General features: G+C 36.2%; 18 protein-coding genes. 15 read left to right on the top strand and 3 right to left on the bottom strand.

The features are described 5' to 3' along the window. The first annotated feature begins 73 nt into the window (after nt 1-73). The 4 genes from rpsP (at nt 74) to rplS (ending at nt 2,142) form a co-directional block, all read left to right on the top strand. Nucleotides 74-349: a 30S ribosomal protein S16 gene (gene rpsP / locus LN051_RS07080; protein ID WP_229291848.1), complete on the top strand. Its 276-nt coding sequence runs from the start codon at nt 74-76 to the stop codon at nt 347-349. A 103-nt stretch (nt 350-452) separates the two neighbouring features. Further along, complete coding sequence (gene rimM / locus LN051_RS07075) at nt 453-956, top strand: ribosome maturation factor RimM (RefSeq protein WP_229291847.1); 504 nt, start codon at nt 453-455, stop codon at nt 954-956. After that, complete coding sequence (trmD, locus tag LN051_RS07070; protein WP_229291846.1) at nt 953-1,690, top strand: tRNA (guanosine(37)-N1)-methyltransferase TrmD; 738 nt, start codon at nt 953-955, stop codon at nt 1,688-1,690. Before rimM ends, trmD begins: the two co-directional genes overlap by 4 nt. Before the next feature lie 101 nt (nt 1,691-1,791). Beyond that, entirely contained in the window at nt 1,792-2,142 is a 351-nt protein-coding gene (rplS, locus tag LN051_RS07065; RefSeq protein WP_229291845.1) for a 50S ribosomal protein L19, read from the top strand. A gap of 1,035 nt (nt 2,143-3,177) precedes the next feature. Here rplS and LN051_RS07060 read toward each other — a convergent pair. Genes LN051_RS07060 through LN051_RS07050 form a run of 3 tightly spaced genes read right to left on the bottom strand, consistent with a single transcriptional unit; the run spans nt 3,178 to nt 8,763 of the window. Next, entirely contained in the window at nt 3,178-5,754 is a 2,577-nt protein-coding gene (locus tag LN051_RS07060) for a YfhO family protein (protein ID WP_229291844.1), read from the bottom strand. A 23-nt stretch (nt 5,755-5,777) separates the two neighbouring features. After that, complete coding sequence (locus LN051_RS07055; RefSeq protein ID WP_229291843.1) at nt 5,778-8,381, bottom strand: YfhO family protein; 2,604 nt, start codon at nt 8,379-8,381, stop codon at nt 5,778-5,780. 19 nt (nt 8,382-8,400) lie between these two features. Further along, nucleotides 8,401-8,763 carry a GtrA family protein gene (locus LN051_RS07050; protein ID WP_229291842.1) on the bottom strand — a complete coding sequence of 121 codons (363 nt, stop codon included), beginning with the start codon at nt 8,761-8,763 and terminating at the stop codon, nt 8,401-8,403. Between the two features lie 229 nt (nt 8,764-8,992). On the opposite strand from LN051_RS07050, the gene ylqF reads away from it, so the two are divergent. The 11 genes from ylqF (at nt 8,993) to hslU (ending at nt 21,061) form a co-directional block, all read left to right on the top strand. Next, nucleotides 8,993-9,874 carry a ribosome biogenesis GTPase YlqF gene (gene ylqF, locus LN051_RS07045; RefSeq protein WP_229291841.1) on the top strand — a complete coding sequence of 294 codons (882 nt, stop codon included), beginning with the start codon at nt 8,993-8,995 and terminating at the stop codon, nt 9,872-9,874. Next, nucleotides 9,864-10,640, top strand: coding sequence for a ribonuclease HII (locus LN051_RS07040; RefSeq protein WP_229291840.1), 777 nt, complete (start codon nt 9,864-9,866; stop codon nt 10,638-10,640). The genes ylqF and LN051_RS07040 overlap by 11 nt, the downstream gene beginning before the upstream one ends. An 85-nt stretch (nt 10,641-10,725) precedes the next feature. Beyond that, nucleotides 10,726-10,995, top strand: coding sequence for a hypothetical protein (locus tag LN051_RS07035; RefSeq protein WP_229291839.1), 270 nt, complete (start codon nt 10,726-10,728; stop codon nt 10,993-10,995). Nucleotides 10,996-11,317: 322 nt separating this feature from the next. Further along, nucleotides 11,318-12,484: an ADP-forming succinate--CoA ligase subunit beta gene (gene sucC, locus LN051_RS07030; protein ID WP_229291838.1), complete on the top strand. Its 1,167-nt coding sequence runs from the start codon at nt 11,318-11,320 to the stop codon at nt 12,482-12,484. A 21-nt stretch (nt 12,485-12,505) separates the two neighbouring features. Then, complete coding sequence (gene sucD, locus LN051_RS07025) at nt 12,506-13,414, top strand: succinate--CoA ligase subunit alpha (protein ID WP_229291837.1); 909 nt, start codon at nt 12,506-12,508, stop codon at nt 13,412-13,414. Between the two features lie 349 nt (nt 13,415-13,763). Continuing rightward, entirely contained in the window at nt 13,764-14,594 is an 831-nt protein-coding gene (dprA, locus tag LN051_RS07020) for a DNA-processing protein DprA (RefSeq protein ID WP_420854007.1), read from the top strand. A 95-nt stretch (nt 14,595-14,689) separates the two neighbouring features. After that, nucleotides 14,690-16,759 (top strand): type I DNA topoisomerase, encoded by a 2,070-nt coding sequence (gene topA, locus LN051_RS07015; protein WP_229291835.1) that lies wholly within the window; start codon nt 14,690-14,692, stop codon nt 16,757-16,759. A gap of 12 nt (nt 16,760-16,771) precedes the next feature. Continuing rightward, nucleotides 16,772-18,076, top strand: a complete 1,305-nt coding sequence (gene trmFO / locus LN051_RS07010; protein WP_229291834.1) for an FADH(2)-oxidizing methylenetetrahydrofolate--tRNA-(uracil(54)-C(5))-methyltransferase TrmFO — start codon at nt 16,772-16,774, stop codon at nt 18,074-18,076. A 121-nt stretch (nt 18,077-18,197) separates the two neighbouring features. Then, on the top strand, nt 18,198-19,088 hold the full coding sequence (xerC, locus tag LN051_RS07005) for a tyrosine recombinase XerC (protein WP_229291833.1): 891 nt from the start codon (nt 18,198-18,200) through the stop codon (nt 19,086-19,088). Between the two features lie 5 nt (nt 19,089-19,093). Next, a complete protein-coding gene (hslV, locus tag LN051_RS07000; RefSeq protein WP_229291832.1) occupies nt 19,094-19,636 on the top strand; it encodes an ATP-dependent protease subunit HslV in 543 nt (180 codons plus the stop codon). Between the two features lie 15 nt (nt 19,637-19,651). Beyond that, entirely contained in the window at nt 19,652-21,061 is a 1,410-nt protein-coding gene (gene hslU / locus LN051_RS06995) for an ATP-dependent protease ATPase subunit HslU (protein WP_229291831.1), read from the top strand. Nucleotides 21,062-21,064 lie beyond the last annotated feature (3 nt).

The following is a 21,064-nucleotide window of genomic DNA, read 5'->3' as shown; positions in this document are numbered from 1 at the left end:
AAGCTATGTATTCCTGTTATTATATTTTCTTGTAGATAACAAAACTATTGATATTTAAAGGAGCGTATTATAAATGGCAGTTAAAATTCGTTTAACACGTTTAGGTTCAAAAAGAAATCCATTCTACCGTATCGTCGTTGCAGATGCACGTTCACCACGTGATGGTCGTATCATCGAGCAAATCGGTACGTATAACCCAGCAGCAGTAAATGCACCTGAGGTTAAAATTAACGAAGAATTAGCACTTAAATGGTTAAAAGACGGTGCGAAACCAACAGATACAGTTCACAACATTCTTTCACGTGAAGGTATCTTAAAAACGTTTGACGAACAAAAGAAAGCAAAATAATTCTATAGTTCATGAACGTAGTGAGACGACGAAATCAAATTGAAGTGTTTGATTTTACGTCTCACTTTTTTTATATTTTTTCTTGAATAAGGAGGCCTGACAAATGAATGTAGAAGTAGGTAAGATTATTAATACGCATGGTATTAAAGGAGAAGTCAAAATCCAATCTAATTCTGATTTTACTGACGTACGTTTTCAACCGGGAGAAGTACTTCAAGTTGAAAATAAAGGACAAACATTATCTTTAACGGTGCGAACACATCGTATGCATAAAGGCCTGCATATGTTAACGTTTGAAGGATATAACAATATTAATGATATTGAACATTTAAAAGGGCAAAAGTTATACCAAGATAGAGATCATCATAAAATTGAATTAGACGAACATGAATTTTATTATTCAGATATTATTGGGTGTACCGTTTTTGATGGTGAACGTCCTATTGGTCGAGTGACAGAAATCTTTGAGACGGGAGCAAATGATGTTTGGGTCGTTAAAGGTGAAAAAGAGCATTTAATCCCTTATATTGAAGATGTCGTTAAAGAAGTGGATATCGCTTCACGTCGCATCATCATTACACCTATGGAAGGGCTGTTAAATGAATGAGAATAGATTATTTAACGCTATTTCCTAAAATGTTTGAAGGGGTTTTGAACCAATCGATTTTAAAAAGGGCACGAGAAAAAGCACTTTTGACGACGCAAACGATCAACTTTAGAGACTATGCCAATAACAAACATCATCAAGTGGATGACTATCCTTTTGGTGGAGGCCAAGGAATGGTGTTAAAACCAGAGCCTATTTTTAATGCGATGCGTGATTTAGACACAAATGAACAAACACGTGTCATCTTAATGACGCCTCAAGGCAGACGTTTCGACCAACAATGTGCGGAGTCTCTTGCGAAGGCAGAACATATTGTTTTCATATGTGGCCATTATGAAGGCTATGATGAACGGATTAGAACACATTTAGTGACAGATGAAATTTCTGTAGGCGATTTTGTCTTAACAGGTGGAGAATTGCCAGCTATGGTAATGACAGATGCGATTGTTAGACTGCTTCCTGATGTTTTAGGGAATCAAGTGTCTCATGAAGACGATTCGTTTTCGAGTGGATTATTAGAATATCCTCAATACACACGTCCTAGAGTGTTTGAAGGTCATACGGTGCCTGATGTGTTGCTCTCTGGCAATCATGCCAATATAGAAAAATGGCGCCGTGAGCAGTCGTTAAAACGAACATTAGAAAAACGACCAGATTTATTGGAAAGTTACCCGTTGACGAAAGAAGACAAGAAAATTGTAGATTCACACAAAAGGGCGTTGAAAAAAGATTAAACTTTTGCTACAATATTACGAGTGTGAAACGCACAAAAATCACTATGATCCGCTGCCATATTATGTCGAGGCAAGAACATAGGTTGAAGGAGAGTATAAAAATGACAAATCACAAATTAATCGAAGCAGTTACAAAATCACAATTACGTGACGATATCCCAACATTCCGTGCTGGTGATACTTTACGTGTACACGTTCGTATTGTCGAAGGTTCACGTGAGCGTATCCAAGTATTCGAAGGTGTGGTTATTAAACGTCGCGGTGGCGGTATTTCTGAAACGTTTACTGTTCGTAAAATTTCATCTGGTATCGGTGTAGAGCGTACATTCCCATTACACACACCAAAAATTGAAAAAATCGAATTAAAACGTCGTGGTAAAGTACGTCGTGCGAAACTTTACTACTTACGTAGCCTTCGTGGTAAAGCTGCGCGTATCCAAGAAATTCGCTAATACATGTTTAAAGCTTGAATGCTCATTGAGTCATTCAAGCTTTTTGTTGTCTTTATAAGTTTATAGGTTCTTCATTTTTATAAGTCATTCTGCTTTTTTTGGACAGAAATAGCGCAAATGTCTCTATAATTTTAAGTGATCAAACAAACAATAAAGGAAACATATCGCGCCTATGTGGAATGATATATTAAAGTTACTGAAATTAAAGATAGTAATATTAAAATCACTAAAGTTGAAGAAGTCATTAAAGGTAAGAATTCCAACATCATCTTTGGTACTCTTTCATACAAATTTAAACGTATAAAATTTCAAGAGATATTTTAGCGTATTTACTTGAATTAGCCCCTATATTGTTGAAATCTTATCATATCGTTAATAATCTTAGAGAAGCGTGTAATCACTTTCGTTTCATATCATCGTTATATTCAGTTCATAAGAACGAAGTTTGTCCTAGTTATGGAAAATGTTACGCTTCTACAGAAAGTATGAGGATATTATGGCTATACGATTGGAACCTCTCAATTTAACAATGGTGTTATTGAATTAATTGAAAAGTTAAACTGATTAAAAAAATTCATATAGATACCAAATCTTTTAACTTAAAAATCTTATTTTAGACAGCATAAAAAATTGAAGAAAAAGCAATGCCACTCTTTAATAGTGAAATTGCTTAAATAGATTGCGTACCGAGTCGAGACTCCCGAGGCATAGAGCCGAAACCGAAAATCCGGGAGAGATACAGAAATCACATAACATTGATTTCGTAGTATCTCCCCCGCAACTATGACTAGGTTTCTAATAACAGTTAGAAACCAGTCATAGACTGCGTTGGTAAGGAACACCTACTCACTTACGTTCGCATGTGTACTGAACACGTATATCATTACATTCAAACGTGTTCATGCAGAGGTAAGGCGCCTGGGAAAGCGAGACTCGAAGTAGCAATCGAAGTTTGCGTCTTAATTATTATAGGTACATAATCACTATATAAAGTGTATAGCCTAAATAAAAGAGGTTGGGATATCCCAACCTCTTTTATTTAGTATGATTATTATTGTTTGTTTTTCTTAACCAACGTCGGTATCCCCATGCACCGATAAGACCAATAACCGTTAATATTAACAGAAGTGGCCAATAAGGTAAGGCGTAATAAACAGAAAGTTTATGTTCTCCTTTTTGTACAGGAACAACAGAAAGTATGCCATTACCTTGTTGAACAGCTCTTTTTTCTCCATTTACTTCAGCGTATAATCCTTCACGATAAGGTATTGGGAGAACGAGATAACTGTCTTTTTGCGGTGACATCGTTACACCTAAGCGTCTTGGATGTCGAGATACATTAACAGGCTGCACATCGTGTTGTGCCTTTTGTAATGTTTGATAGTTTTCACCGTAGATCCCTTTCATTTGAAAGCGATACGTACCTTCTTTGAGTTTAATTTGTATCGTATCTTTGACAGGAACGCGTATCGTGACCGGTGTGACAAAGCGTCGATATTGATAATCTAATTTTGAACGACGTTGATGAAAATCGTCTACATCAAGGTAATGCGGTTGATTTGGTTCGAGTAATTCAACATCTAATTCAATGTAGTAATCTTTATATTTTTGGTTGATAGCTTTAGGTAATTGAAGATTAATGCCTCCATCATTGTCTGTCACTTTTAATTTGTTGCCTAGTAATTGCGCATTGCGTGTTGTAACCGTCGCATCAGATAATAAATTAGGGTTTGCTTTAAAGTGCGTATTAGGCGTTGCGTCTTTCATCACAACGCCTTGTAACATAGCTTGTTCACGATCTAAAGGTGACTTCAATTCACGTGCATCAAAAACTTTTGTTGTTAAATGTGCGGCAGGATAGTTGAGCGTATTGCGTGAATGTTCCCATACAGTTTGCCCGTCTTTAATCGTATCTTGAATTTTCATGCCAAATGGTAAATTATTATCTGGTGCTTGCGTGATGCGATTTTTAACACCCCACAGCGCATATTGGTTTGCCCGATTACCTAATAAACGATACGTACTGTTGCTGTCATATTCCATATTAATTTGCATTTGTTTATCGTAATAATCTAGAATATTGCCATCAAAAATACTTGAATATAAAGCAACACCATTAAATCTATAAATCATGCCTGCATTAATTGCATAAGTATCCATATAATCAAGGCGGTCTAATGGATGTTGGCTAGAGGTGATATGATTGATTTTATTTTGTAAAGGTCCACTATGATACATCGGTGCATGCATATCAGTTATTGTAGATTGATAATTTGCAATGTTATTCGTATGGTAATTAATCAATAAGATAAATTGTTGAACGACAAATAATATAATGACAATCGACATAAGCATATTGGCTCGCGTACGGTAACGCCAAGAAATAATGCCTAAAATAATGAGAATCAGAATGGCGACGCACATCCACCACATCGCGCCTCTTGAGAAAAGTGCTGTTGCGACAGCTAAAACTAAAAGTGGGGATAGCGCTTTTAAGTAATCTTTTAATGTGAGTTCTGTAAAATGTTTTAACCATAATGCTAACAAAACACTTGTACTTAACGCTAACAAATATACCCAGCGTCGTTGAGGGGCGGAAAAGCCATTGAAAAAGCTGTCAAAATAAGGCGATAACGCACCGATTAAAATGAGCCAAGTCATTATCGCAAACATTTTAAAATAATAATAACGATAGAGTTTAAATGAAAATAGTGCAACAAGAACGATAAATGTTAACGTAATGTAAAAGCCATTACTAAAAATATGATACTTTTGTGAAAAATCTATAATTGGTGAGATGAAAATTTGATTTAATGAACGATCATTATTTAAAAATGAACGTACACCTGATACAAAACCAATTGAAGCGATACAGAAGCTTAAAAAGGTTGCAGGTATTAATAAAAATAATTTTTTCCAACGTGATAAAGTGTCGTATGGATGTTGAAAAATCATGCGATAAATCAAATAGCCACCTAACGCAATCGATTCGTAATAACTAAAATAAAAATTTGAAAAAAGCGTTAAGCTTACACCTAATATAAATAAGCCCACTTTACGCTGCTTACAGAATCTTTCAATACCCCAGATGGATAGAGGTAAGTAAATTAAAATATCCCCGAAAAAAGACCACGTAAAGTTAAAATAGTATAAAACTGAGGAAGCACTAAATAAAAAAGCCCCTATAAAACGATATTTTCCTCTTAAATGAAATTCACGAAGCATCCCATAAGTGACGATAAATGTCACCATACATTTAAAAAAGGCAGTAAAGATTTGATTGCCCGCCCAAAAAGTGAGCTGCGAAGGATCTAAATGGAATAGCCACTGACCAAGTGCAACAAAAATGAAATTTAAATACATCACTGGAGACGTCGAGTAGTAATAAGATAAATCTGTAAAATAGTCCCCGCCGAGTCCAAATGACACATCATAAAAAGAAGAAAAATGTGTGAAATGTTCATATAAAAATCTTTGGAAAGGCATCATTTGTTTAAAGCCGTCACCGTTACCACTATATATGATACCTTCTGTGACAAAACGATAGATGACAGGGAGATATACGACGCTTGCGACGCCAAATGCCATTAAAAATAGTTTGAAAAAAGTCATGATTTTATGTTTGTTGGATGCTTTCAATACGGTTCACTCTTTCGTTTATGATTCTTTTGATACATGTATTTTGAAAACCCAATACTAGCAATTGCGAAAAAGATTGAAATAATCAGTATAGTAAAGAAAAAAGGAGGGCGATAAGTGATTTCCACATGTTTTGCATTTTTCTCTACTGGTATACCTACCATAAAATAATTGACTTTTTGAGGTGTCACGGATTTACCATCGACACGCGCTTGTAGTCCTTTACGATAAGGTGTATTTAAAATCATCATACCTTTATTATGATTTTTTAAACCTATCTCTATTTTTGAGTGTGATTCACGAAATGTATAGCGCTTCTCTTTAGGGGCTTTTTTCAATGTTTCATAGTTTTCACCGTAAATGCCTAAGATGTTAAAATCATAGGCTCCTGTTGGAGAGAGTCCGATATGAATTTTCCCGTTTTTATTCGGCTTAGCTCGATACAGTAAGTCGTATTGTCCAGTACGATATTTTGATGCATTAAATAGACGATGATTTTGGTAACCATTAACGTCGATAACATGGTTGCTATCAGGTTGACCTCGTTTGACGTGAACAATTACATAAAAATCATTGTATTTGGATTGAAGATGGTGAGGTATTGATAACGTGGCACCGCCCCAATCTTTTGTGACTTTAATACGACGATCGTTAACTTTTTGTGCTGCATCATATTGAAGGCCGACTTCAGACCGTAAATTCGGTGCTTTTTTGTCATACACTTTACCTTTATTATTGAGCACAACACCATCAATCATGGCATGTTCTCTATCGATAGGCGTGTGTAAATGACGCGCATCATAGTATTGATTTGTAATACGCACAGCAGGTAAAGCTTGTGTATTTTCATACAGACGATATTGTCCAGATGTCTTTATTTTTTTGAAAAAGTCGGGCAAATTACCTTGATAATCTTTTAACATTTGATAACGTACAGAAAATAAACTTGCAACATTCGCACGGCCTCCTGTGGACTGGTAACGACTCACAGACTCTTCTTTCAGGTTAATCATTAAATCTCTGTAATATAAATCTATTAACTGTTGATCAAAAATACTAGAATACAAGCTCAAACCTTTGAATTTTTGATACATCGGTGTGTTGTCTTGTTCATTAACACGCCAATCAATACGTTCTTCGGGTGCTTTTTTATCAGCCATTTCGTTAACTAATGATTGTTGTAAAGGGGTATTGTACAAGCTTGCGTTAACGTAAAAGGTGTTGGCACGTTTTTCATGATCAGCATGGAAAATTTGATATTTTGTAAATACGCTAGATACGAGAATGGCGAGTATCATGATACTCATACCGTAAAAAGCGGTCGTCATGTGCCGTTCTTTCGTTTTTGTGATGCGTAGAGTGATCAAACCAATTGCACCGACGACAAGTAACCAGACAAGCCAAATAACATATTTATCATACCAGTAGGCACTGAAAAGGACTAAGGCGATACTAAGTAAAGTTGTCCATATATAAGTGCGTATGTTGATTTTTAGAAAATGAAACACATAACATGCGACTAAGCCACTTGTTGAAAAAGCGAGTAAATAATGCCAACGCTTTTGAGGGGCTGAAAACCCATTAAATATACTGTCCACATAAGGTATGAATGCGGCAATAATGGTGATAATACTTAAAATTGCAAAAAGCTTAAAATATGTATATTTATAGAGTTTAAATGTTAATAATGCTTGGACACTAATGACTAAAATAACAATGAGATAGTTGTCAAATATGATATTTGTATTTTGGTTGAAAGGTTCCACCCATGGAATTTTAGTTTCAAAGCGGACACGTTCATTATTGAAAAAACTACGTGCACCATGGAAAAAGAACACTAAACTCGTACCAAATCCGAGTACAGCACTTACAGCTAATATCCGTAAAGCACGCCACTTTGAAGTGACGTCATCTGGATGTTTGATTAAACAACGCAATAGAAAATAGAGCAGTCCCATCAACACTTGATAGTACGCAAAATAAAAATTGTTCATAAATGATAAAGTTACAACAACGATAAATAGGCCCACTTTTCCAGTTTTAAAAAAACGTTCTATACTGGCAAATAGCAATGGCAATAAGATAAAAACATCACTGAAAAAAGGCCAATAAACTGTAAATCTAAAATACAAAGGAGAAAAAGCGAAGCCTGAGGCAAAGACCCATTTTGAGATTGTATTAAGTTTTAGTTGAGTTGCATAATAATAAGTTGCGCCGAGTACGAGGGCACACTTAATGATGGAAATGACAATCGCATTATGAAACCAAAACATTAATTCATTTGGGTTCACAAGATGTAACACGTGTAAGCCTTTTACAATTATTGTATTGACGATAAAAAGAATGTTCGTCGAAAAATAATAGGATAAATCGGTAAAAAAATCGCCACCTAGACCAAAATCGGTTGCGTAAAAAAAGGTCCCTTCCGACCATTTTTGATACAAATACAGTTGGATGGGGACCATTTGTTCAATACCGTCATTAGGACCAGTGAATAAAATCCCATCTTTAAAAAAACGATATAAAATATAGCTATGGGCAATACATGCTAAACTTAAAAATGAAATGAATAATAAAAGAGGACGTTTGAATTTACGCATTTCAATAACCTCACAAATATTAATCTTTTAATATATATTTGGATAAAATGAACGTTATCGGTATCGTAATGATTAAACCAACGAATGGTGCAATGAATTCTTTAAAGTGAAAGTAATTCACAAAAACAAAAATCAATAATGTTTGTGTTCCCATATTAATCACTTGTGTTAATGGAAACGCTAGGAATTTCTTCAATGTGGGTGTCACACGATATACAAAATAACAATTCAAATAATAAGACACTATAAAAGCGACTACAAAACCTGTAATGTGGCTGACGAGGTAATGTACATGAAGCGGATACAGTAACAATAAATAAACAATATAGTAATTTAACGTATTGATACCACCAACAATAACAAAACGGATCAGTTCGTACATTCTGTCTGTTTTAAACACTACAATTCCTACTTTCTTTCTATTCTGCTTAAATCCCAATTGGGATAGCCATTGACGTAAAAAACAATTATACTTATGTTTGAAAAAAGATTTTAAACGCACACGAACAAAATTTTGATATGTGGTTAAAACTATGATAAATATAACACAAAAGTAACGGAGTGCGTGAAATATTATATGCAAAAGATAGAATGAAAGTGAGTGATACGCAGTGGTAATTCAATGGTATCCAGGACATATGGCAAAAGCGAAACGGGAAGTAACTGAGCAACTAAAAAAGGTGGATGTAGTATTTGAACTTGTAGATGCGCGTATTCCATATAGTTCGCGAAATCCAATGATTGATGAAGTTATTCAACAAAAACCACGTGTCGTGATCTTGAATAAAAAAGATATGGCAAATTTAAATGAAATGACAAAGTGGGAAGCATACTTTAAAGCAAAAGGAGCAATTCCCGTTGCAGTAGACGCAAAACATGGCAAGGGGTTAAAACAAGTTGAATTAGCGGCAATCGAAGCTACGAAAGAACGCATGACTAGAGAAAAAGCTAAAGGATTAAAACCGCGTGCCATCCGCGCAATGATTGTAGGGATACCTAACGTCGGCAAATCAACATTAATTAATAAATTAGCAAATCGTGCCATTGCACAAACTGGTAATAAACCTGGTGTTACGAAACAACAACAATGGATAAAAGTCGGCAAATCCCTTCAATTGTTAGATACACCGGGGATTTTATGGCCTAAATTTGAAGACCAAGTAGTAGGAAAAAAACTAAGCTTAACCGGGGCAATTAAAGATAGTATTGTACATTTAGATGACGTCGCTATTTATGGATTAGAATTTTTAAAAGCACACGATGTTGATAGATTGAAAGCGCATTATAAAATTGATGTGCCAAAAGACGCGGAAAATCTGGAGTGGTTTGACGCGATAGGTCGTAAACGTGGACTTCTTCAACGTGGCAATGAAGTAGATTATGAAGCGGTAATTGAATTGATTATTTATGATATACGCAATGCCAAAATAGGGACATATTGTTTTGATTTATATGATAGCTTCATCGCAAGTGAGGATACACATGAAAGCTAAAACCATTCGAGAAATTGAAGCAGAGATCGCACTTTTAACTACACTTGATACTTTGAAGCAACACCCTAGTTATCAAGATGAGAGAAAAGGTGTTCAAAAAGCGTTTGTTCGTCAACAGAAATACATTCAAAAAAATGAACAACTGCACATTGATTATGCCCGTATGTGTACTTACGAAAACGAGATTTTAAAACACCAACCAGAGGCACTTATTTGTGGCATTGATGAGGTGGGGCGAGGGCCACTTGCAGGCCCTGTAGTTGCATGTGCAGTCGTGCTTGAATCTGAACATCACTATATCGGGATTAACGATTCTAAAAAGTTAGGGAAAGAAGCACGAAGCAACTTAAATGAGCACTTAAAAAAACAAGTGAGGTCATGGGCAATCGGCGAAGCTTCTCCTGAAGAAATAGATAAATATAATATTTATGAAGCGACAAAATTGGCAATGTATCGTGCTATTGAAAATTTGGCTATTGCACCAACGCATTTTTTAATTGATGCGATGCAATTAGAAAAAATCGAGCAACCGCAACAGTCGATTATTAAAGGAGATGCAAAAAGTGTTTCCATTGCGGCTGCGAGTATTATTGCAAAAGTGTATCGTGATGATCTAATGGCAGAATACCACCAACAATTTTCACATTATGATTTTGAAAATAATGCTGGATATGGCACGAAAAAACATTTAGAAGGTTTAAAACAATTTGGCGCTACACCTATTCATCGCATGTCATTTGAGCCCATCAAAACACACTATTCTTAAAAAGTGACAATTAAACGTTTTGAAATCAGAAGCGAACTGTTTTAATATGGGAGTATGTCCGAAAAGAAAGGAATTAAAATTGCTTATGGATGAAACTTTACAAAAACTATACACTGTTTTAGTACATTTTGAAGAAACTGATGCTGAAATCACTGAAAACGAAAGTAAATTAAGAAAGATTAAAGAAGAAATCGAATCGAACTTAAACGTATCAATAGAAAAAGAATCTCAATCAGATTTAATTCGTATTTTAAAAGAGCATCAATTCGTTGTAGAATCGACAGAAGAAGATCAAAAAATTGTAAGTGTGCCTATGGATGAGGATACACAAGTAACATTCCAAACAGATAAATAATCATTTGGAAAGCGCGGGATAAGAAACTTGTAAGAGTGGATTATCTCGCTTTTTTATTGATTAGGATAACGATTTAAGCGGAAAAGTGTGTTGTACAAGTGTGTATTTCGTTGAACTAACGATATTGAGCTACATATGAGATGTTTTCAAGATAAAACAAAAATTCTATATTTCAGTTGCCACTTTCTTTGTTTCCTTTGTTGCAATTGAGTCCAAAATATCGATTAAGATGTGGAAAAACAAGGGTCTATCTGTTTACAATAGCGCTTACATTTCCTATAATATGAAATGAACTTAACCTTAAGAAACAGGAGGATGGAGTATGAATATCCATGAGTATCAAGGAAAAGAAATTTTTCGCTCAATGGGCGTAGCAGTACCAGAGGGGCGCGTGGCTTTCTCAGCGAAAGAAGCTGTGGAAAAAGCGAAAGAATTAGAGAGTGATGTGTATGTAGTAAAAGCCCAAATTCACGCGGGTGGTCGTGGTAAAGCTGGCGGTGTTAAAATTGCTAAATCTTTATCAGAAGTAGAAACATATGCAAATGAATTATTAGGCAAAGTGTTAGTTACACATCAAACAGGCCCAGAAGGTAAAGAAGTGAAACGCCTTTACATCGAAGAAGGTGCTGATATTCAAAAAGAATATTATGTTGGCTTCGTTATTGACCGCGCTACTGATCGCGTAACATTAATGGCTTCTGAAGAGGGCGGTACGGAGATTGAAGAGGTTGCAGCAACAAACCCTGAGAAAATCTTCAAAGAAACAATTGACCCAGTCGTAGGTTTAGCACCTTATCAAGCACGTCGAATTGCTTTCAACATCAATATTCCAAAAGAATCAGTGAACAAAGCGGTGAAATTCTTAATTTCTTTATACAATGTGTTCATCGAAAAAGATTGTTCTATCGTAGAAATCAACCCACTTGTTTTAACAGGTGAAGGCGATGTTTTAGCTTTAGACTCAAAAATCAACTTTGATGATAATGCGTTGTTCCGTCACAAAGATGTTCTAGAATTACGCGATTTAGATGAAGAAGATGCAAAAGAAATCGAAGCTTCTAAATACGACTTATCTTACATTGCTTTAGACGGTAACATTGGTTGTATGGTTAATGGTGCTGGTTTAGCTATGGCGACGATGGATACGATTAACCACTTTAATGGTAATCCGGCAAACTTCCTTGACGTAGGGGGCGGCGCTACAAAAGAAAAAGTTACCGAAGCATTCAAAATCATTTTAGGTGATAGCAATGTTAAAGGTATTTTTGTTAACATTTTCGGCGGTATTATGCGTTGTGATGTTATTGCAGAAGGTATTGTAGCGGCAGTTAAAGAAGTAGATTTAACATTACCATTAGTTGTACGTCTTGAAGGTACAAATGTGGAAATCGGCAAAAAAATCTTAGAAGATTCAGGTTTAGCAATTGAGCCAGCGACAACAATGGCTGAAGGTGCACAAAAAATTGTTAAACTTGTAAACGAAGCGTAAGGAAAGGATGGGACAACGAAAATGAGTGTATTTGTTGATAAAAATACAAAAGTAATCGTACAAGGTATTACAGGGTCAACTGCCCTTTTCCATACTAAACAAATGTTAGAATATGGTACACAAATCGTAGCAGGTGTGACGCCAGGTAAAGGTGGCCAAGTTGTTGAAGGTGTACCGGTATACAATACAGTAGAAGAAGCAAAACAAGAAACAGGAGCAAATGTTTCGGTAATTTATGTACCAGCACCATTTGCGGCAGATGCAATTTTAGAATGCGCAGATGCTGAATTAGATTTAGCTATCTGTATTACAGAACACATCCCTGTAATTGACATGGTTAAAGTAAAACGTTATTTAGAAGGTAAAAAGACGCGTTTAATTGGACCGAACTGTCCAGGTGTCATCACTTCTGACGAAACGAAAATTGGTATTATGCCAGGATATATCCATAAAAAAGGTCATGTAGGTGTCGTATCACGTTCTGGTACATTGACATATGAAGCGGTTCACCAATTAACTGAAGAAGGTATCGGACAATCGACAGCTGTAGGTATCGGCGGCGACCCTGTTAACGGTACAAACTTTATCGACGTGTTAAAAGCATTTAACGAAGATGAAGATACACACGCTGTAGTGATGATTGGCGAAATCGGTGGTACAGCTGAAGAAGAAGCAGCTGAATGGATTAAAGCCAATATGAAAAAACCGGTTGTTGGTTTCATTGGTGGTCAAACAGCGCCTCCTGGAAAACGTATGGGCCACGCTGGAGCGATTATTTCAGGTGGTAAAGGGACTGCTGATGAAAAAATCAAAACACTTAACGCTTGTGGCGTTAAAACTGCAGACACACCTTCAGAAATTGGTGCTACATTAATTCAAGCAGCCAAAGATGCAGGTATTTATGAGCAGTTATTAACAGTTAAAAAGTAATCAATAAAATAGCCTAATATGTGCGGTGAAGCAGTTCTCTATTGATAGAACACTTCACCGCTATTTTTGTATAAAAAGTCAAGACAACTTATGTCATCCAGCTATATAAACTGAAGAACCCCAAAATAATAACCAAACTTACAAAGCGCACTATAAAAATGTATCACTTTAACGGGCGGTGCGATATTGTTTAATCATGTATCGCATAAAATTATTTGAATTTGCAATTTTAATACTTATTTTAGACACATTTATACCGCAAGCGATGCGATACAATGATGTTGAGGTGACATGATTGATATTAAAAAATCTATTAAAGTTGAGTTATGCAGGTTTTACGACAGCACATATGTATCAGCTACTAGATGACCCTAAAGTAAACTTATCATTCGACGTAATTCCTTTCCTTCGCAATCACCCCCTTATCCACGCTAAACCACATTTGCATCAAAAATATTTAAGGCTTCAAACACTTAATATTAATGAGATTCAAGAACGATTATATGGTAATGATATACAGCCAGTTACTATTTTTGATACGATTTACCCTCAATTATTAAAAGAAATTTATCGTCCACCATTGTTGTTTTATTGTAAAGGCAACCTACCATTATTAAATACTTTTCGTTATTATAAATTAGCTATAGTTGGTGCTAGAGAACATACATCATATGGTGAACGTGCAATTGGTTATTTGTTACAAAATATGAGCCATATGCCTTTGGTAATTGTTTCAGGGCTTGCTAAAGGGACAGATGCACTTGCGCATCGATATGCACTAAAAAATCATTTTCCGACTATAGGTGTTTTAGGATTTGGTCATGCGCACCATTATCCTAAAGTTACAGAACCTTTACGCCATTTAATGGAAACAACAGCTCATGGCCTTACGATAAGTGAATATCCGCCATTTACCAGACCTGCACGGCATCATTTTCCAGAGCGCAATCGCATTATAAGCGGCTTGTGTCAAGGTGTACTCGTTACAGAAGCTAAAGAAAGAAGCGGGGCGTTAATCACTTTAGATCAAGCTTTAGAACAAAATAGAAATGTCTATGTTTTGCCTGGTGATATGTTTAATCTGCACACTAAAGGAAATTTATTAAGAGCAAAAGAAGGTGCTGAAATCGTCTTATCAGCGGAGGATATTTTGAAAGATATGAATACGTCAATTCAGTGAACCTTAACAATAAATGAATACAAAAGATTGACAAATATAAAAATAAGCGTTTATCATTTATCTTTGTAAACAGAAATAGCAAGGGGGTAACTGCTTTGGCAGATAATCTTGTCATAGTTGAATCGCCTGCAAAAGCTAAAACGATAGAAAAGTATTTAGGGAAAAAATATAAAGTTGTGGCTTCTATGGGACATGTACGTGATTTACCAAGAAGTCAAATGGGTGTCGATGTAGAAGACAACTATGACCCTAAGTATATTACCATTCGCGGTAAAGGTCCGGTCGTTAAAGATTTAAAAAGATATGCTAAAAAAGCGAAAAAAGTTTTTCTAGCGAGTGACCCCGACCGTGAAGGTGAAGCAATTGCATGGCACTTAGCGCATATATTGGAATTAGAGGATAGTAAAGAAAATCGTGTCGTATTTAATGAAATTACAAAAGATGCGGTTAAAGAAAGTTTCAAAAACCCTAGAGGTATAGAAATGGAGCTTGTTGATGCACAACAAGCACGACGTGTATTAGATAGGCTTGTAGGTTATAACATTTCACCAGTGTTATGGAAGAAAGTGAAAAAAGGATTGTCTGCAGGTCGTGTTCAATCTGTAGCTTTAAGATTAGTCATTGATCGTGAAAATGAAATTCGTCATTTTAAACCTGAAGAATATTGGTCTATTGAAGGCGAATTTAGACATAAAAAATCAAAATTCACTGCCAAGTTTCTTCATTATAAAGGTAAGCCATTTAAGCTATCGACGAAAGATGATGTCGCAGTGATTACAAAAGCATTAGATGGTAATGAGTTTGAAATTACGAACGTAACGAAGAAAGAAAAGACACGTCGACCAGCGCATCCATTTACAACTTCAACTTTACAACAAGAAGCGGCACGTAAATTGAACTTTAAAGCGCGTAAGACAATGGTGGTGGCGCAACAGTTGTATGAAGGTATCGATTTAAAACGTAAAGGTACGATTGGTTTAATTACGTATATGCGTACAGACTCGACACGAATTTCAAAAGATGCACAAGCTGAAGCTAAAAGTTACATTAAATCAGAATACGGTGAAGCTTATTTAACCAAAGCAGTTTCTAAAGGCAAGCAAGGTGATCAAGATGCACACGAAGCAATACGTCCAACAAGTACACTTCGTACGCCATCAGAAATGAAGCCTTTCTTGACACGAGATCAATATAGACTTTATAAATTGATTTGGGAACGTTTCGTAGCAAGCCAAATGGCACCGGCAATTTTGGATACTGTAGCAGTTGATTTAACGCAAAATGATGTGAAGTTTAGAGCTAACGGGCAAACGATTAAATTTAAAGGATTTATGACGCTTTATGTGGAAGAGAATGATGACAAAGATAAAGAAAAAGAAAACCGGCTACCAGAGCTTAAAGTAGGAGATGTTGCGATAGCTACTAAAGTTGATCCGGCACAACATTTCACACAACCGCCTCCACGATATACAGAAGCGCGTCTAGTTAAAACGTTAGAAGAGCTCAAAATTGGACGTCCATCTACTTATGCACCAACGATTGACACCATTCAAAAACGTAACTACGTTAAAAGTGAGAATAAACGATTCGTTCCAACAGAATTAGGAGAAATCGTACACGAGCAAGTGAAAGATTATTTTCCTGAGATTATCGATGTAGACTTTACTGTAAATATGGAAACGCTACTTGATAAAATTGCAGATGGTGAAATGGAATGGAAAAAAGTAGTTAGCGATTTTTACAATAGCTTTAAGCAAGATGTCGAACGCGCAGAATCCGAAATGGAAAAAATTGAAATTAAGGACGAGCCTGCGGGTGAAGATTGTGAAAAATGCGGTAGCCCTATGGTCATTAAAATGGGACGCTATGGAAAATTTATGGCATGTTCTAATTTTCCTGATTGCCGTAATACGAAAGCGATTGTTAAACCTATAGGAGTTAAATGCCCAACGTGTAAAGAAGGCGACGTAGTTGAACGTAAATCAAAGAAAAATCGTATTTTTTACGGTTGTAGTCGTTATCCAGAATGTGATTTTGTCACTTGGGATAAACCAGTAGGACGAGATTGTCCTAAATGTAATCATTATCTTGTGGAAGCGAAAAAAGGACGTACTTCACAAGTCGTATGTTCAAATTGTGATTATAAAGAGAAAGTTCAAAAATAAGGAGGAAATCGCATGACTACAGTTAATGTAATCGGTGCGGGTTTAGCTGGTTCTGAAGCAGCTTTTCAATTAGCTGAAAGAGGCATTCAAGTCAATTTATATGAAATGCGTCCGGTCAAACAAACACCTGCGCATCATACAGACAAATTTGCGGAGCTTGTTTGTTCAAATTCGCTTAGAGGCAACGCACTTACAAATGCCGTAGGGGTACTCAAAGAAGAAATGCGTCGTTTAGATTCATTAATTATCGCTGCTGCAGATAACGCACGTGTGCCTGCAGGAGGGGCATTAGCCGTTGATCGACACGATTTCGCTGGCTATGTAACAGAGACGTTAAAACAACATCCCAATGTAAATGTTAAAAATGAAGAAATTACGTCTATTCCAGAAGGACCTACAATTATTGCTACTGGGCCATTAACTACGGAACCATTGGCTAAAGAAATTGTGGCACTAACAGGAGAAGATCAATTGTATTTCTATGATGCTGCCGCACCTATCATTGAAAAAGACTCTATTAATATGGATAAAGTGTATTTAAAATCTCGATATGATAAAGGTGAAGCCGCATACTTAAATTGCCCTATGACAGAAGAAGAGTTTAATCGTTTTTACGAGGCGGCATTGGAAGCTGAAGTTGCACCGAGTAAAGATTTTGAAAAAGAAAAGTATTTCGAAGGCTGTATGCCATTTGAAGTAATGGCAAGCCGCGGCCCTAAAACACTTTTATTTGGACCGATGAAACCAGTAGGATTAGAAGATCCAAAAACTGGAAAACGTCCTTTCGCTGTCGTACAACTTAGACAAGACGATGCAGCGGGGACGCTCTATAATATCGTAGGTTTTCAAACACGCTTGAAATGGGGCGCACAAAAAGAAGTAATTCAACTTATTCCTGGTTTAGAAAATGTAGATATTGTTCGCTATGGCGTCATGCATCGCAATACATTTATCAATTCACCAGAAGTCTTATCAGAAACTTATGCATTCAAAAATCGCCAAGACCTTTATTTCGCTGGTCAAATGACAGGTGTTGAAGGTTATGTTGAAAGTGCGGCGAGTGGCATGGTTGCAGGTATTAATCTTGCGCATCGTATACAAGAGAAAGGCGATGTCGTTTTTCCGAGAGAAACGATGATTGGTAGTATGGCGTATTATATTTCTCATGCGAATAACAACAAAAATTTTCAACCGATGAATGCAAATTTTGGATTAGTTCCTGCATTAGATGCACGTGTTAAAGATAAGAAAGAACGTTATGAAAAACTAGCGCATCGCGCACTAACTTATTTAGATAAATTTAAACAAACGCTGTAAAAGATAAAAAAATAAATTGGCAAAATAAGCAAAATTTAGATAACTACGAAAATTCAATGTATAATCTATGCAGCTCCCCTCATTATTATGCTACAATGCTAATGATGGAGGGGTTTTTACTTTGGAACATATCCAGCATCAGTTTTTACTTATGTTAAAGCAGGAAAGATTTTTTTCTGAACATACATTGCAAGCGTATGAAGATGACTTGAAACAATTCAATCAATTTTTACAACAAGAGCAGTTAACATTACGAGAGTTTGAATATCGTGATGCACGAAATTACCTTGCAATGTTATACAATCAAGGATTACAGCGAACGACCGTTTCAAGAAAAATTTCAACGCTACGTACGTTTTATAATTTTTGGATGACACAAGATACACAAATGGTCAATCCGTTTGTACAACTCGTGCATCCTAAAAAGGAAACGTACTTACCTACATTTTTTTATACCGAAGAAATGGAAGCATTATTTAAAACTGTAAGGGAAGATCCGAAAAAAGGGAGACGAGATCGTGTGATACTCGAGCTGTTTTATGCTACGGGTATCCGTGTATCAGAATTAGTTGATTTAAATATTTCCGATATTGATTTATCAATGTGCGTGTTAAAAGTGATGGGTAAAGGGAGTAAAGAGAGAATTGTGCCGTTTGGTGAATTTTGTAAACAAAGCATCGAAGATTATCTTGAGCATTTTCAACCTGTTCAAAATACGACACATGGTAAATTAATTGTGAATTTAAAAGGTGAACCGATTACAACAAGAGGAATTCGTTATATTTTGAATGATATTGTAAAGCGAACAGCGGGCGTGTCGTCTATTCATCCCCATAAGCTTCGACACACTTTTGCGACGCACATGCTCGATGCCGGCGCAGACTTAAGAACGGTTCAAAGTTTATTGGGACATGTTAATTTATCTACGACAAGTCGTTATACACACGTGTCTAATCAACGTTTACGCAATGTTTATTTAAATGCACATCCTCGTGCAAAAAAAGGAGAGTAAGTTTTATGAGTTCTTCAATTCATGCAACAACAATTTATGCTGTCAGACATAATGGCCATGCAGCCATGGCTGGTGATGGTCAAGTCACTCTTGGCGAACAAGTCATTATGAAACAGACCGCTAAAAAAGTAAGGCGTCTATATCAAGACCGTGTCATTGCTGGTTTTGCTGGAAGCGTTGCAGATGCCTTCACATTATTTGAAAAGTTTGAAGGAAAACTGCAACAATATAGTGGCAACTTAGAGCGTGCAGCGGTTGAATTAGCGAAAGAATGGCGTGGAGATAAGCAACTTCGCCAACTAGAAGCCATGCTTATCGTTATGGATAAAGATCATATTTTAGTAGTAAGCGGTACAGGTGAAGTTATTGCACCAGATGATGATTTGATTGCGATTGGTTCTGGAGGCAATTATGCTTTAAGCGCTGGACGTGCTTTGAAGCGACACGCGACGCATTTATCTGCGCGAGAAATGGCGTATGAAAGCCTCAAAGTAGCGGCAGATATTTGTGTTTTTACAAATGACCATATTACGGTTGAAGAATTATAACGGAGGTTCTAAAGTATGGATCAAAATGCCATTAAGTATACCCCAAAAGAAATAGTAAGCAAACTCGATGAATATATTATTGGACAAGATGAAGCGAAGAAAAAAGTAGCGATTGCGCTAAGAAATCGTTATCGTCGCAGTCTTTTAGAAGATGAAGTGAAACAAGAAATCGCACCTAAAAATATATTGATGATGGGACCGACAGGGGTAGGTAAAACTGAAATTGCGCGACGCATGGCGAAAATTGTTGGTGCCCCATTTATCAAAGTTGAGGCGACGAAGTTTACAGAAGTTGGCTATGTAGGACGTGATGTTGAAAGTATGGTCAGAGATTTAGTAGACGTTGCAGTTCGACTCGTTAAAGATGAAAAAAAGAATGAGGTTAAAGATGAAGCGACAGCTAAAGCAAATGAAAGACTCGTCAAATTGTTAGTTCCAAGTATTAAGAAAAAAGCGAGCCAAACATCGAATAATCCACTTGAGTCTTTATTTGGAGGCGCAATACCGAATTTTGGTCAAAACCAAGAGGAGGAAGAAGAAGCGCCAACAGAAGAAATCAAAACGAAGCGCTCCGATATTAAAGTACAACTTAAAAATGGTCAACTTGAAAATGAAAAAGTGCGCATTAAAGTAGAACAAGATCCAGGCGCATTAGGTATGTTCGGCAATCAACAAAACGAACAAATGCAAGAAATGATGAATCAATTGATGCCTAAGAAAAAAGTGGAAAAAGAAGTGCCTGTAAAAACGGCACGTAAAATTTTAATTGATGAATATGCTGAAGAAATGATTGATCATGAAACAGCAAATCAAGAAGCGCTTGAACTTGCAGAACAAATGGGTATTATTTTTATTGATGAAATTGATAAAGTAGCAACGAATAGTCAATATGGCGGTGGACAAGACGTTTCTAGACAAGGTGTTCAACGCGATATACTTCCTATTCTTGAAGGTAGCGTGATTCGAACTAAATATGGTACGGTTAGTACTGAGCATATGTTATTTATTGGCGCAGGCGCATTCCATGTTTCTAAACCAAGTGATTTAATACCAGAATTACAAGGGAGATTTCCGATTCGTGTCGAACTTCAAAGTTTAACTGTTGAAGATTTCGTAAGAATTTTAAAAGAACCTAAACTCTCTTTAATTAAACAATACGAGATGTTGCTTGAAACTGAAGAAGTAACGGTAAACTTTACTGATGAGGCGATTCATCGATTGGCAGAAATGGCTTATCATGTCAACCAAGATACAGACAATATTGGTGCGAGAAGATTACACACGATTTTAGAAAAAATGCTAGAAGATTTATCTTTTGAAGCACCTAATATGCCAAATGCACACGTAGATATTACGCCACAGTACGTAGATGGAAAATTGAAATCAATTTCAACAAATAAAGACTTAAGTGAATTCATTTTATAAAAA

Origin of the sequence: Staphylococcus ratti (assembly GCF_020883535.1) — a bacterium.
GTDB lineage: Bacteria > Bacillota > Bacilli > Staphylococcales > Staphylococcaceae > Staphylococcus > Staphylococcus ratti.
This window is presented reverse-complemented; position numbering and strand designations above follow the sequence as displayed.

Coding starts and splice junctions, on each gene's coding strand:
- trmD (WP_229291846.1), top strand. CDS start 953: ATGAGAATAGATTATTTAACGCTATTTCCTAAAATGTTTGAAGGGGTT.
- trmFO (WP_229291834.1), top strand. CDS start 16,772: ATGACTACAGTTAATGTAATCGGTGCGGGTTTAGCTGGTTCTGAAGCA.
- LN051_RS07050 (WP_229291842.1), bottom strand. CDS start 8,763: ATGTACGAACTGATCCGTTTTGTTATTGTTGGTGGTATCAATACGTTA.
- sucD (WP_229291837.1), top strand. CDS start 12,506: ATGAGTGTATTTGTTGATAAAAATACAAAAGTAATCGTACAAGGTATT.
- sucC (WP_229291838.1), top strand. CDS start 11,318: ATGAATATCCATGAGTATCAAGGAAAAGAAATTTTTCGCTCAATGGGC.
- rimM (WP_229291847.1), top strand. CDS start 453: ATGAATGTAGAAGTAGGTAAGATTATTAATACGCATGGTATTAAAGGA.
- rplS (WP_229291845.1), top strand. CDS start 1,792: ATGACAAATCACAAATTAATCGAAGCAGTTACAAAATCACAATTACGT.
- rpsP (WP_229291848.1), top strand. CDS start 74: ATGGCAGTTAAAATTCGTTTAACACGTTTAGGTTCAAAAAGAAATCCA.
- LN051_RS07055 (WP_229291843.1), bottom strand. CDS start 8,381: ATGCGTAAATTCAAACGTCCTCTTTTATTATTCATTTCATTTTTAAGT.
- hslV (WP_229291832.1), top strand. CDS start 19,094: ATGAGTTCTTCAATTCATGCAACAACAATTTATGCTGTCAGACATAAT.
- dprA (WP_420854007.1), top strand. CDS start 13,764: ATGTATCAGCTACTAGATGACCCTAAAGTAAACTTATCATTCGACGTA.
- LN051_RS07040 (WP_229291840.1), top strand. CDS start 9,864: ATGAAAGCTAAAACCATTCGAGAAATTGAAGCAGAGATCGCACTTTTA.
- hslU (WP_229291831.1), top strand. CDS start 19,652: ATGGATCAAAATGCCATTAAGTATACCCCAAAAGAAATAGTAAGCAAA.
- LN051_RS07035 (WP_229291839.1), top strand. CDS start 10,726: ATGGATGAAACTTTACAAAAACTATACACTGTTTTAGTACATTTTGAA.
- LN051_RS07060 (WP_229291844.1), bottom strand. CDS start 5,754: ATGACTTTTTTCAAACTATTTTTAATGGCATTTGGCGTCGCAAGCGTC.